We start from the raw sequence: 12,031 nt of genomic DNA on the forward strand, positions 1-12,031 counted from the left end.
CCGTCGTCCGTCTCTTTCGGAACAGCCTGATTAGGTTACCACAGTTTCCGGTGGTTTGTCAAGCACTTTTTTCAAGAACTTAACTTCCCCTTTTCAGTTCCGCCGCAGCTCTCGCCGACAGCTTTGTTAGAATACCAGCCTTGGCCCCAATTGTCAACCCTTTTTCGACTCTTTTTTCGCTTTTACTCATATTCACCATTATCCGCCCTTATACCACCCCTCCCTATGGCTATTTTTTACAGACCAGCCTGCCAGTTCGCCTTCTTTTGCGTGTGATCGACTCATTTTCCTTTTTTCTGTGTGCCGGTTGCGGTGGTGCTGCAAAAATGATATGATGATTTCATTGCAAAATTTAATATATTGTGCAGGAAGAGCTGCACAAAGAGGAGTTTCTACAATGTTTGAAAATTTCATGACGGCGCTGCGCGTCGTACTGCCGCTTGCCTTCCTCATGGGAATCGGCGTTCTGGTCCGAAAAGCCAAGGTGGTTGACCGGCCCACGATGCGAAAGGTAGACAGCCTGTGCTTTCGTCTTTTCATGCCCACGCTGCTGTTCAAAAACATCTATGAGTCGGATCTGCTTCACAATGTTGACGGCTGGGGCTTTTTATATGTACTGCTCTGCCTGCTGATTCTCTTTTTTATCGCCGGCATTTTTCTTCCCCGCAGGCTGCTGACGGACAGCGCCAGCGCCGCGGCAGTGGGCCAGGCGCTGATTCGCCCCAACTATATTCTATTTGGTATCGCGGTGGCGGAATCCATCTTTGGCGAGGGCGGCGCAGGCACAGTAGCATTGTTCGGAGCACTAATTGTTCCAATGATTAATGTATGCTCCACACTAATTCTGGAGTTAAATCGCTCCGGCAGCGCTGATTTGAAAAAGCTGTTTCTCTCCGTCCTGAAAAACCCCATGATCATTGCAACACTTTTGGCATTGGCATTGCAGGCTTTGCGCATTCAAATTCCGGACCTGCTCTACGGCGTGATCAAAGATGTGGCAGGCGTTACCACCACCATTGCGTTTATCTCTCTGGGAGTCAGTTTGGATCTTGGACAGGCCCTTTCCAATCGCCGCACGCTGATTTTGGCTGTATTGGCGCGTATGGTTCTGATTCCGCTGATCTTCATGCCCCTCAGCATTGCGCTGGGTTTCCGGGACGGAACACTGTGCGCTCTGATGATCTTTTTCGGCGCCCCAACCGCAGTCTCTTCCTATCCCATGGCGGTGGCCATGGATGCCGACGGCCCTCTGGCGGGGCAATTGGTGTGCTGTACCACTGTGGTATCCATCTTTACAATTTTCTGCTGCACGTTTATCCTGCGCACGCTGGGCCTAATGTGACGGCTTATGCGCTTCCCTATACATTATATACGCTAAACCTTTTTGACAGGCTGAGCCCCGGCATCCAAAAGGATGCCGGGGCTGCTTTTCACAGTCAGCATATAAGTTCAGAAGCCAAAAGCGTTTGCCCGGCGCATCACTCCTCAATATGCTCCTGCCCTTGGGCAATGATGGCTCGCACATGGTCGTCCGCCAGAGAGTAAAACACAGACTTTCCATCCCGGCGGCTTTTCACCAGCTTGTTCTGCTTCAAGATCTTCAGCTGATGAGAGATGGCGGACTGCGTCATATTCAGTGCCGACGCCAAATCGCACACACACACCTCCGCCTCAAATAACACAAACAAAATTCGGATGCGGGTGGAATCGCCGAATATCTTGAACAGTTCCGCCAGATCGTACAGCTCCGTTTCCTCCGGCATTGTCTCATTAATGATCTTTAGCAATTCTTCGTGGACTTCTGTGCTCTCACAGCAGAGATTCTCTTTCTCTGTCATGCAATTTCCTCCTCAAAGTTTCTTCACTAGCAACGCCCGAATGGCGTTGAGCACCGCCAGAACCATTACACCCACGTCGGCAAAAATAGCCACCCACATATTCGCAAGACCCACAGCACCCAGCAGCAGACATACCATTTTAATTCCAATAGCCAAATAGATGTTCTCGTAGACGATGCGCATACATTTGCGGGCAATGCGGATTGCGCTGACCATCTTCATCGGGTCGTCGTCCATCAGGACAATGTCCGCAGCCTCGATGGCGGCGTCGGACCCCAGCGCGCCCATGGCAACGCCGATATCCGCCCGAGAGAGCACCGGTGCATCGTTGATGCCGTCTCCCACAAAGGCCAGCTTCTCCTTATCTCCCTTTTTAGCAAGCAGCGCCTCAATCTTATCCACCTTGTCGGCAGGAAGCAGTTCACTGTGAACCTCGTCCACGCCCAGCTCCCGTGCCACCTGCTGCGCCACCCGGTCCGCATCACCGGTGAGCATCACGGTCTTTTTCACTCCAACTTTTTGCAGCTCACGAATGGCCTGCGCGGAGGTGGGCTTTGCCACGTCAGAAATCAGGATATGCCCCGCATAAATCCCGTCCACCGCCACATGAACCACGGTTCCCACCTGATGGCAGGAAATGGCGGTCAGCCCGATTTTGTGCATCAGCTTGTCGTTGCCCACCGCCACACTGACGCCGTCCACCTTGGCAGTAACGCCGTTGCCGCTGATTTCCTCCACATTCGTCACGCGGCTGCGGTCAATCGTTTTTCCGCAGGCTTCCTTCAGACTTCGGCTGATTGGATGAGAGGAATAGCTCTCTGCCAGCGCCGCGTATTCCAGCAGCCTTTCGTTCTCCATCTGGCTGTGATGGATGCCCACCACCTCAAAAACGCCCCGGGTCAAAGTCCCGGTCTTGTCAAAAACCACGTACTTCGTCTGCGCCAGCGTCTCCAGATAGTTGGAACCTTTGATCAGCACACCGGCCCGGCTGGCTCCGCCAATGCCTGCGAAAAAGCTCAAGGGAATGCTGATGACCAGTGCGCAGGGACAGCTGATAACCAAGAAAGTCAAGGCGCGGTAAATCCACAGTCCCCATTGCGCCGTCCCGCCCATCAACATCTGGATTACCGGCGGCACCACGGCCAGCGCTAAAGCACCATAGCAGACGGCAGGGGTATAATAGCGCGCAAAGCGGGAGATAAACCGCTCGGACTGAGATTTTTTGGAGTTGGCGTTTTCCACCAAATCCAGAATCTTGGACACCGTGGACTCTCCAAACGCCTTGGTTGTGCGGATTTTCAAAACGCCGGTCATGTTGATGCAGCCGCTGATGACCGCGTCGCCGACCCGAACCTCGCGGGGCAGGCTCTCTCCGGTCAGGGCGCTGGTGTTCAGCGTAGCATTTCCCTCCTCCACAACGCCGTCGATGGGGATTTTTTCGCCGGGCTGGACCACGATCACCGTGCCGATTTCCACCTCGTCCGGGTCCACCTGCTCCAGTCCATGCTCTCCTTCAATATTGGCGTAATCGGGGCGAATATCCATCAGCTGGCTGATATTTTTGCGGCTCTTGCCCACGGCATAGCTCTGGAACAGCTCGCCAATCTGATAGAACAGCATCACGGCTACGCCTTCCGTATACTCCCCCAGAACAATGGCGCCCACTGTGGCTACCGCCATCAAGAAGTTCTCGTCGAAAACCTGCTTGTTGCGGATACCCTTCAAGGCTTTCAGCAAAATGTCATAGCCCACCACGAGATAGGGAATGAGATACAGAGCCAGCCGCGCATATCCAGTCACATTCAGCTGACCCAGTATCACGATCAGCACTGCGGTGACCAAAATCCGCGCCAGCATCTTTTTTTGTTTCTTGTTCACTGGTCTTTCCTCCAAGCCAAAGATTGGGGATCAACATCCCCGGGGAAACACTTACAGGAAGATCTCGCAGTCGTCCTCAATCTTCTTGCAGTTTTTGCGGACCTCCTGCATAACCGCCTTAGGCTCCTGTCCGTCCTCGAACTCCACAATCATTTTCAGCGCCATGAAGTTTACCGTTGCATTGGCAACGCCGTGTGTCTTTTGGGCGGCCTCCTCCATCTTGTTGGCACAGTTGGCGCAATCCACGTCGATTTTATAAGTTTTTTTCATAGCCGGTTCCCCTTTCCACTCAAATTAACATATGAGCATTTGTTCATTCGTTGTTTGTATTCTATGCCAACAACGGCAAATTGTCAAGTCTATTTTCTTCTCCCTTTTCAATATTTTTGACGTGCAGACGGTGTACCTGTAAAATATTCGTTCAGAAAGTAGCTACTTTTGTAAATTTATGCTATAATAACCGCAAAACGGCCGTGATACGCGCATTTACCGCTTCGCAGGCGGGTATTTTAACCGAAAAATAAAGTACGACGGTGCTTCGTGCTTGTGCTATAATAGCCACAGAGCGGCTGCTATCCGCGCAACCGCCTGCTTCACAGGCGGGTGTTCAAGTAAAAAATAAGATCGCACAGCGGCGCTTTACGCCTGTGCTATCATACATAAATCCAAGTACGATTCAATTGGGGGAGGCCGACACATATGATGGAGCTTTTGGAAAACCATTTGCTGATTAATTCGCTGATCGCTTGGGCGGCGGCGCAGATTATTAAGACAATTATCTATGCTTCAGTCAATCGAACGCTGGATTTTCACCGGCTGGTGGGTGACGGCGGAATGCCCAGCGGTCATTCCGCAACGGTCACAGCTTTAGCCGTTACAGCGGGATTGGAATACGGCGTCGATTCCGCCATATTCGCGGTGGCGACAATTTTGGCCGTTATTGTCATGCACGACGCTATGGGCATCCGGCTGGAAGCCGGGCGGCATGCAAAAGCACTTAATGAACTTTTGGAGTTGTTCAGCAGCGACATTAAGAGCGATGAAAAAATGAAGGAAATTCTTGGACATACGCCCTTGCAAGTGGCGTTCGGTGCGCTGCTGGGGCTGGCTGTGGCCCTGCTTTTGGGTTAAATACGCGAACCATCCGGTCTGCTCTTAGACAGCCAAGTTTTCAATCAGTACAAAAAAGCCGATTCCCAATCAGATTGGGAATCGGCTTTTCAAATGAATTGAGCGCGATTTCAGGAGGCAGTCGCCTTTCGTTTTGCAGTTACTTGGTAACGGAGGCGGCGATGGCATCCGCCATTGCATCCAAATCAGGCATGTTCTGCTCCTGCAGAGAGGACGCCAGCGTCATGCCCTCATCCAGAATCTCCATGTGCTTGAGATCCTCTAGACAGGCACGCATCAGGCTTCCGGAGCGGGGCGCCCAAGAACCATTTTCCATAATGGCGCAGGTGCGGTTTTGAAGATTCAGGGCCTTCATGTCCGCCAGGAAGTTGTGCATCGGCGGGAAAATGCCCAGATTGTAGGTGACGGAGGCCAGCACCAGATGGCTGTACTTAAAGAGGTCGGAAATGAGATAGCTGACATGGGTGGAGGAGACATCGTAAAGCCGAGTATTGGTGATGCCCCGCTGGCACAACTTGGCGGCCAGCAACTCCGCCGCGGCCTCTGTGTTGCCGTACATGGATGCGTAGACGATCATAACGCCCCGCTCCTCCGGCTCATAAGTGCTCCAGTGGATATATTTGTCCAGAATATATCCGATGTCCTTGCGCCACACCGGGCCATGGAGCGGGCAAATGTACTTGATGTCCAGTCCCCCGGCTTTTTTCAGGAGCGTCTGCACCTGTGGCCCATATTTGCCCACAATGTTGGTGTAGTAGCGGCGGGCATCGTCCAGCCAATCCCGGTCAAAATCAAACTCATCGGCAAACAGCTTGCCGTCCAGCGCCCGGAAAGAGCCAAAGGCGTCGGCAGAAAACAGCACTCCATCGGTCACGTCAAAGGTCACCATGGCCTCGGGCCAGTGAACCATGGGGGCATTGACGAAGGTAACCGTGTGCTTGCCGAAGCACCGGGTGTCCCCTTCGTGAACCTCCTCTACGCGTTCGCCCAGTTCAAATCCAAACTGATGCAGCAGGATCACGGCCTTCGGCGTGGTGATTATATTCACCTCCGGCCAGCGCAGCAAAATCTCCTCAATGGAAGCTGCGTGATCCGGCTCTACATGGTTGATGACCAAGCAGTCCAGCGGACGACCATCCAGCACCGCCGCAATATTCTCAAGAAACTGCCGCCCCACGGACCAGTCCGCCGTGTCAAAGAGCACGGTCTTCTCATCCAGAAGGACATAGGCGTTGTAAGACACGCCGTGGTAGAGCGGATGGATGTTTTCAAACAGAGCCAGACGGCGGTCATTGGCTCCGACCCAGTAAAGATCGTCGGTAATTTTCCGAACATTGTTCATAACGCGATACCTCCTTTAAAATATCAGCTAAAATATCAGCAAATTTACACGTCGATTTTAATGAACTGGTCGGTCGACTCGCCGCAGTGGGGGCAGCTCCAGCCATCCGGCAGTTCGCCAAACGGCGTACCGGGACGGACGTCGCCTTCCTCGTCTCCCACCAGCAGATCGTATTCATAGCCGCAACCGTTGCAAACGTATAGCTCTCTGGGCTGTGCAGTCTTCTTCGCCGTGGCGCGCTTCATCTTGACCATGGGCGGCGCAGGCTGTTTTTCTCCGGTGTCCAGCGCGGCAGTCAGCAGAGGCAGAATCTCGTTCACATCGCCCACAATTCCGTAGTCACAGTTTTTGAAAATCTTCGCGTTGGGATCAAGATTGATTGCCACAATGGTGGAGGCATCCCGAATCCCCTTGAGATGCTGGCCCGCGCCGGAGATTCCGCAGGCGATATACAGATTACCCTTGAATTTCTGGCCGGACATGCCTACATAGCGATTCAGCGGGACATATTTCAAAGTCTCCGCCACAGGACGGGAGGAACCGACAGCTGCGCCCGCGGCCTTTGCCAAGTCCTCAATGAGCTTCATGTTCTCCTTGGGGCCAATGCCCTTACCGGCGGAAACCACTCGCTCCGCCTGCGCGATGGGCGTATCCATCGGGATACCCACCGTGAAGTCATAGCCGTCCTTTTTCAGATCCGCCACCAGCGCGCTCACGCGCTCATCCGTAGTTCCTTCGGTAAACAGGATCTTTTTCCGCACACCGGTTTCAGGGCCGCGCTTGCTATGAACCGCGGGCTGATCCGCCTTGGCGATCCGGCCCAGAACGTGGGACGCGATGACCACCCGCTGAATTTCGTTGGTTCCCTCGTAGATGGTGGTGATTTTGGCATCGCGGTACATCCGCTCCACTTCCATCCCCTTGAGATAACCGGTGCCGCCGAAAATCTGCACCGCCTCATTGGTAACTTCCAGCGCAATATCCGAAGCATACTGCTTTGCCATGGCGGACTCCATGCCGTAAGGTGCGTGTTCATCCTTCAGCGCGGCGGCAGAGTATACCAGCAGACGAGCAGCCCGGAGTTTCGTTGCCATATCTGCGATCTTAAAGGCGACGGCTTGCTGCTGACAGATGGGGCGGCCAAACTGAACCCGCTCCTTGGTGTATTCCACAGCGGCCTCAAAAGCCCCCTGTGCAATGCCCAGTGCCTGTGCCGCAATGCCGATGCGCCCGCCGTCCAGCGTGGCCATAGCAATATTAAAGCCCTTGCCCTCCTTGCCCAGAAGATTTTCTTTGGGCACCTTTACGTTGTTGAAAATCAGCTCGCAGGTTGCGGAGGACCGTATTCCCATTTTATCATAGTGATCGCCAAAAGCAAAGCCTTCCCAACCCTTTTCCACGATAAAAGCAGAGATGCCCTTGACCCCGATATCCGGCGTGGTGACGGCAAAGACCACATAGGTATCCGCCTCGCCGCCGTTGGTAATAAAGATTTTCCCGCCGTTGAGCAGCCAGTGGTCGCCCATATCCTCAGCAGTCGTCTCGGTGCCGCCGGCATCAGACCCCGCATTCGGCTCCGTCAGGCCAAACGCGCCAATCTTTTTGCCGGAGCACAGATCGGGCAGATACTTTTTCTTCTGCTCCTCCGTGCCATAGGCCCAGATCGGCCAAGTCCCAAGGGATGTGTGGGCCGACAGAATGACGCCGACGCCGCCGTCCACCCGGGCCAGCTCCTCCACCGCGATGGCATAGCTGAGAACATCCAGTCCCGCGCCGCCGTACTTTTTTTCATAGGGAAGCCCCATGAGCCCCAGCTTTCCCATACTACGGACTGCGTCGGCAGGAAAAGTATTCTCCTTATCCAGCATAAACGCAATGGGTTTGATTTCGCTCTCCGCAAATTCCCGTACCTTTGCCCGCAGGGTCTCCTGCGCTTCGGTTGTTTGATAGAACATATGCTGACCTCCTTCTTGAACTCCTATTCATCTCACGGCAAACCGCAACAAGTTTTCTATTTATTAGTATATAAGGAATTCCTTGTTTGCAAAGTGATATTTGCAACTGTATTTATATTTTATAAATTTGTCGATTTACACACCATTTTTGTGCATTTTGTAAAATGGTGCTTTATTTCAAAGTAAGCATCTTCCGCATCCTCAATCACATTTTTCTCTGACAAAACACTTTAAAAATCCTCTATTCAGAGATCGAGTATCTAAGATTCCAAAACCGTTCTCCATAAAAAGCAGCGCGCCCCCGGCGGAAAGTTCCGTCGGGGTGCGCTTCTGCTGCTAAAAACAGTGAATTTTAAAATTTAAAATCAGGCGCTCTGTTTGAGTGGTTCGGTGAGCCTTTAAACCAAACGGACTTACTTCTTCTCCACCGTCTCCGGGGTCAGAGCGTCAATGTCCTTCAATTCGATTTTCTTAGGCAGTGCAAGGGAAAGAACCATTGCCACCACAAACACACCAGCCACCGGATTCCCGGAGAAAATGTCGCCGATGACCTGCGGCATATGGGCGAAGAATCCATCCACCTGCGTCACACCGATGCCGATGGCAAAGGATGCGGCGGCAATCAGCGTATTGCGCTGATCCAGACCGCACTGGCTTAACATGGTCACACCGGAGACAATGATCGCACCGAACATAATGACCGTGCAGCCACCCAGCACACAGCTGGGCAGTGTGGAGAAAAATGCACCGATGGGCGGAAACAGCCCCGCGATTACCAGTGTCAACGCACCAAACATAATGGTAAAGCGGTTGACCACCTTGGTCATGGCCACAAGCCCAACATTTTGGCTGAAGGACGTGATGGGGGTGCAGCCGAAAAGTCCGCCGGAAACCGCAGAGATGAAGCCGTCGCAGCAAAGGGACCCGGAAAGTTCCTTCTCTGTGATATCCCGGCCAAGACCGCCAGTACACACGGCGGTGGTATCGCCGATTGTCTCCGCCGCCGACACGAAAAACACCAGCGTTACCGAAATAATCGCGCCCAGCTCAAATTTAGGCATATAGTGCAGCATCATGGGGAAGGAGATTACGCCCAGCTCCCCTACCGTGTCACCAATCGAGTCAAAATTCACCATGCCAAAGCAGATTGCAGCGATGTACCCCACGACCAGCCCGAACAGCACGTACAGCTGTTTCCAAAAGCCCTTGGCAACAGCCTGAAAAATCAAGCAGGCCGCCAGCGTGATCGTTCCCACCAAAAGGTTTTGCCAGCTGCCAAATTCAAAGGCGTCCGACGCGCCATAGGAACTGATTCCAACACCCAAAAGCGAAAAGCCGATGGTCGTCACCACGCAGGCAGAAACAATGGGGGCTACAAACCGCCGCCAGTATTTCACGGTCAGTCCCAAAATGCCCTCGATACAGCCGCCGACGATGATCGCGCCGATCATAATCCCGTAGTCCCGCGCCGCCACCACCATCATGGCGGAGACAAACGTAAAGCTGACGCCCATGACCACCGGAAGCCGGGAGCCAATGCGCCAAAGAGGATAGAGCTGGATCAGCGTGCCGATTCCGGCAATCATCATGGCATTCTGAATCAGCCGAGCCACCTCTACCGCAGTAAAGGACGCTCCATCGTACATGGCCACCGAAGCCACCAGAATGATCGGTGCAACATTGGATACGAACATGGCCAACACATGCTGCAAGCCGAAGGGGATTGCTTTTCCAATTGGGACGCGGCCGTCCAGTTTGTAGATATTCTCGATCTTCGCTTCCTGTTTTGTGTTTGGGTCCCTCATCCTAAAGACTCCTTTTATTTTATTGGCCAAAACCAACTGCGTTGGCGGATATCCTCCGGGCACGAAAAGGTGCTCAAAAGTTGCCCGTGATCTTCCCTACGTTGGCCTTGGTTATAGTATAAAAGGTTGACCTATTAATTGCAATACTTTTTGTTAGTTTTGCTAAAACATTTTTTGGATTTATTTCCGTGTCCGATACCGGATATTTCTCTATCGAACCCCGCGCTGCTTTTTCCCATATTTCACAGTTCCGCAAATTCAGGGCTGTTTCTCCCTGAAAACAAAGCCCTAACCGCCAGCAGGAAGCGGCATGGCCAAAGGCCATGCCGCTTCCTGCTGAATCTGTTTTTTGAGAGTTCTCCCGCCAAGGAAGATCAATTCCGCCGCAAAAGTGCGCCGGAGCTGATTTAATCAGCTGTTCCCCCGCGCTGCATCTTTTCCTTGATTTCCCGTCCAAAGGGCGTGTCTGCAAGACCGCCCAGAGCCGTCTCCCGAAACTCCACCGGCATCCGCCGACCCACCGCGCCCATGCAGTCGATCACCTGATCCACGGGAATGCGGCTCTCCACGCCCGCGATGGCCATATCCGCACAGCTGACGGCGTTCACCGCCCCGATTACGTTTCGCTTCACGCAGGGAACCTCCACCAGTCCCGCCACCGGATCACATACAAGACCCATCAAATTCTTCAGCGCCATGGCGGTGGCATGACCGATCTGGGCACAGGTTCCGCCCCGAAGGGCCGTCAGCGTCCCCGCCGCCATGGCGGAGGCAGTTCCAATCTCCGCTTGGCAGCCGCCGGAGGCCCCGGCGATGCAGGCTCGATAACCCACCACCGCACCAATTCCCGCCGCCACGTACAATCCACGAAGAATGGCTTCCTCGTCAAAATCCCCCCGGTGATACAACGGAATCAAAACTGCCGGCAAAACGCCGCAGGCTCCCGCCGTGGGCGCCGCCACAATTTTACGCATACAGGCGTTGGATTCGCCGGTGCAAAGTGCCGTTGCGATGACTTCTGTCAGGTACTCACCGGAAAGGGCAGTCCTCTCTGCCGCGTAACAACGCATCCGCTTTCCGTCTCCGCCCACCAGTCCACTGGCGGAGCGGCGGTCACCCCGATAAGTGTCATCCGCCTCCAGCATGGCCCGCCAAGTGAGCCGCATTTTTTCCATGGACTGCTCCGCCGTGGCCTCGCGTTCCTCCATGTCGGTGTCCATCACCACTTCCCAAAACTGCTTGCCGCTTGCATCAGCGGCGTCAAAAATCTCCTGCATGGAATCCAGCGCCATTATGCGTCCTCCCTCTCGTAATACGTCACATGAATCACGTCCTGCAGCTCCTCGATCAGCGTCCGCACGACTGGCGGCACCTGCTGATCCGTCTCAATGACCATCAGCACGCTGCCGCCCCGCTTCGCCCGACAGAGATTCATATTGGCGATGTTCACTCCCCCTTGTTCCAGCTCTCGGGTCACTTCCGCCAGCTTGCCCGGCACATCAGTGGAGCGGATGATGAGGGTGTTGAATGCGCCGGTAAAGTTCACATCGATGCCATTGAGCTTGTCCACTCGGATGCGCCCGCCGCCGGTGGACGCGGCCTGCAGCTCCAGCGTCTGCCCTGCCCCGTCAGAGACGGTCAGCAGCGCGGTGTTGGGATGGGCCTCCTTCAGCTCCACATTGCGGAAGGAAAATGCAAGCCCTGCCTGCTTTGCCAGATCAAAGCTCAGCGGAATCTGCAGATCGTCCGGCTTCATGCCTAAAAGGCCCGCCACCAGCGCCCGGTCCGTGCCGTGGCCGGGCCCTGTCTCCGCAAAGGAGCCGTGCAGCCCGATCTCCGCCGTTTTCGGCGGGCTTCCCAGCAGCGCCCGGGCCATCTTTCCGATTCGCACCGCGCCTGCCGTATGAGAGCTTGACGGCCCCACCATAATGGGACCTAAAATATCAAAAATATCCAACACGGGAGTTCTCCCCCTTTAATTCAAAAATTAATTTCAGCTTACCACAAACTTTATCAGGTTTCAAGTTGCTTTTTTTCACGCATCTGGTAGAATGGTAAAAAGCCGTCCCAATTTGAAAGGAG

11 protein-coding genes are annotated in these 12,031 nt (G+C 53.9%); 2 read left to right on the plus strand and 9 right to left on the minus strand.

Features of this window, described 5'->3' with window-relative positions; all coding sequences use genetic code 11:
* Window positions 1-397 precede the first annotated feature (397 nt).
* The gene (locus ON16_RS10200) at window positions 398-1,342 is read left to right on the plus strand and encodes an AEC family transporter (RefSeq protein WP_040662020.1); all 945 of its coding nucleotides are present in this window, start codon (window positions 398-400) and stop codon (window positions 1,340-1,342) included.
* A 136-nt stretch (window positions 1,343-1,478) separates the two neighbouring features.
* On the opposite strand, the gene ON16_RS10205 is transcribed toward ON16_RS10200, so the two are convergent.
* From ON16_RS10205 to ON16_RS10215, 3 genes are read right to left on the minus strand one after another with little or no spacing between them, the layout of a single operon-like run.
* Entirely contained in the window at window positions 1,479-1,838 is a 360-nt protein-coding gene (locus ON16_RS10205) for an ArsR/SmtB family transcription factor (protein WP_040662022.1), read from the minus strand.
* Between the two features lie 12 nt (window positions 1,839-1,850).
* Window positions 1,851-3,716 (minus strand): heavy metal translocating P-type ATPase, encoded by a 1,866-nt coding sequence (locus ON16_RS10210; RefSeq protein ID WP_040662024.1) that lies wholly within the window; start codon window positions 3,714-3,716, stop codon window positions 1,851-1,853.
* A gap of 51 nt (window positions 3,717-3,767) precedes the next feature.
* Window positions 3,768-3,986 carry a cation transporter gene (locus ON16_RS10215; RefSeq protein ID WP_040662026.1) on the minus strand — a complete coding sequence of 73 codons (219 nt, stop codon included), beginning with the start codon at window positions 3,984-3,986 and terminating at the stop codon, window positions 3,768-3,770.
* Between the two features lie 429 nt (window positions 3,987-4,415).
* Between ON16_RS10215 and ON16_RS10220 the strand changes: the two genes are divergently transcribed.
* Complete coding sequence (locus ON16_RS10220) at window positions 4,416-4,847, plus strand: divergent PAP2 family protein (RefSeq protein ID WP_040662028.1); 432 nt, start codon at window positions 4,416-4,418, stop codon at window positions 4,845-4,847.
* A gap of 139 nt (window positions 4,848-4,986) precedes the next feature.
* Here the strand turns inward: ON16_RS10220 and ON16_RS10225 are convergent, their stop codons facing one another.
* The 6 genes from ON16_RS10225 to sdaAB form a co-directional block, all read right to left on the minus strand.
* Window positions 4,987-6,189, minus strand: coding sequence for an FprA family A-type flavoprotein (locus ON16_RS10225; protein WP_040662029.1), 1,203 nt, complete (start codon window positions 6,187-6,189; stop codon window positions 4,987-4,989).
* A gap of 44 nt (window positions 6,190-6,233) precedes the next feature.
* Window positions 6,234-8,144: an acyl-CoA dehydrogenase family protein gene (locus ON16_RS15360; RefSeq protein ID WP_081579660.1), complete on the minus strand. Its 1,911-nt coding sequence runs from the start codon at window positions 8,142-8,144 to the stop codon at window positions 6,234-6,236.
* 413 nt (window positions 8,145-8,557) lie between these two features.
* The gene (locus tag ON16_RS10235) at window positions 8,558-9,949 is read right to left on the minus strand and encodes a uracil-xanthine permease family protein (protein ID WP_040662030.1); all 1,392 of its coding nucleotides are present in this window, start codon (window positions 9,947-9,949) and stop codon (window positions 8,558-8,560) included.
* Between the two features lie 73 nt (window positions 9,950-10,022).
* Entirely contained in the window at window positions 10,023-10,406 is a 384-nt protein-coding gene (locus ON16_RS10240; RefSeq protein WP_144032094.1) for a hypothetical protein, read from the minus strand.
* Window positions 10,357-11,241 carry an L-serine ammonia-lyase, iron-sulfur-dependent, subunit alpha gene (gene sdaAA, locus ON16_RS10245; protein WP_040662034.1) on the minus strand — a complete coding sequence of 295 codons (885 nt, stop codon included), beginning with the start codon at window positions 11,239-11,241 and terminating at the stop codon, window positions 10,357-10,359. The genes ON16_RS10240 and sdaAA overlap by 50 nt, the downstream gene beginning before the upstream one ends.
* Window positions 11,241-11,906, minus strand: coding sequence for an L-serine ammonia-lyase, iron-sulfur-dependent subunit beta (sdaAB, locus tag ON16_RS10250; RefSeq protein WP_040662886.1), 666 nt, complete (start codon window positions 11,904-11,906; stop codon window positions 11,241-11,243). Before sdaAB ends, sdaAA begins: the two co-directional genes overlap by 1 nt.
* Between the last annotated feature and the right edge of the window lie 125 nt (window positions 11,907-12,031).

This window comes from Oscillibacter ruminantium GH1, assembly GCF_000307265.1.
GTDB lineage: Bacteria > Bacillota > Clostridia > Oscillospirales > Oscillospiraceae > Oscillibacter > Oscillibacter ruminantium.

Bases quoted from the DNA above. Each gene is read 5' to 3' on its own strand.
- sdaAA (WP_040662034.1), bottom strand. From the start codon at position 11,241: ATGGCGCTGGATTCCATGCAGGAGATTTTTGACGCCGCTGATGCAAGC.
- ON16_RS10235 (WP_040662030.1), bottom strand. From the start codon at position 9,949: ATGAGGGACCCAAACACAAAACAGGAAGCGAAGATCGAGAATATCTAC.
- ON16_RS10225 (WP_040662029.1), bottom strand. From the start codon at position 6,189: ATGAACAATGTTCGGAAAATTACCGACGATCTTTACTGGGTCGGAGCC.
- ON16_RS10220 (WP_040662028.1), top strand. From the start codon at position 4,416: ATGATGGAGCTTTTGGAAAACCATTTGCTGATTAATTCGCTGATCGCT.
- ON16_RS10205 (WP_040662022.1), bottom strand. From the start codon at position 1,838: ATGACAGAGAAAGAGAATCTCTGCTGTGAGAGCACAGAAGTCCACGAA.
- ON16_RS10200 (WP_040662020.1), top strand. From the start codon at position 398: ATGTTTGAAAATTTCATGACGGCGCTGCGCGTCGTACTGCCGCTTGCC.
- ON16_RS10215 (WP_040662026.1), bottom strand. From the start codon at position 3,986: ATGAAAAAAACTTATAAAATCGACGTGGATTGCGCCAACTGTGCCAAC.
- ON16_RS15360 (WP_081579660.1), bottom strand. From the start codon at position 8,144: ATGTTCTATCAAACAACCGAAGCGCAGGAGACCCTGCGGGCAAAGGTA.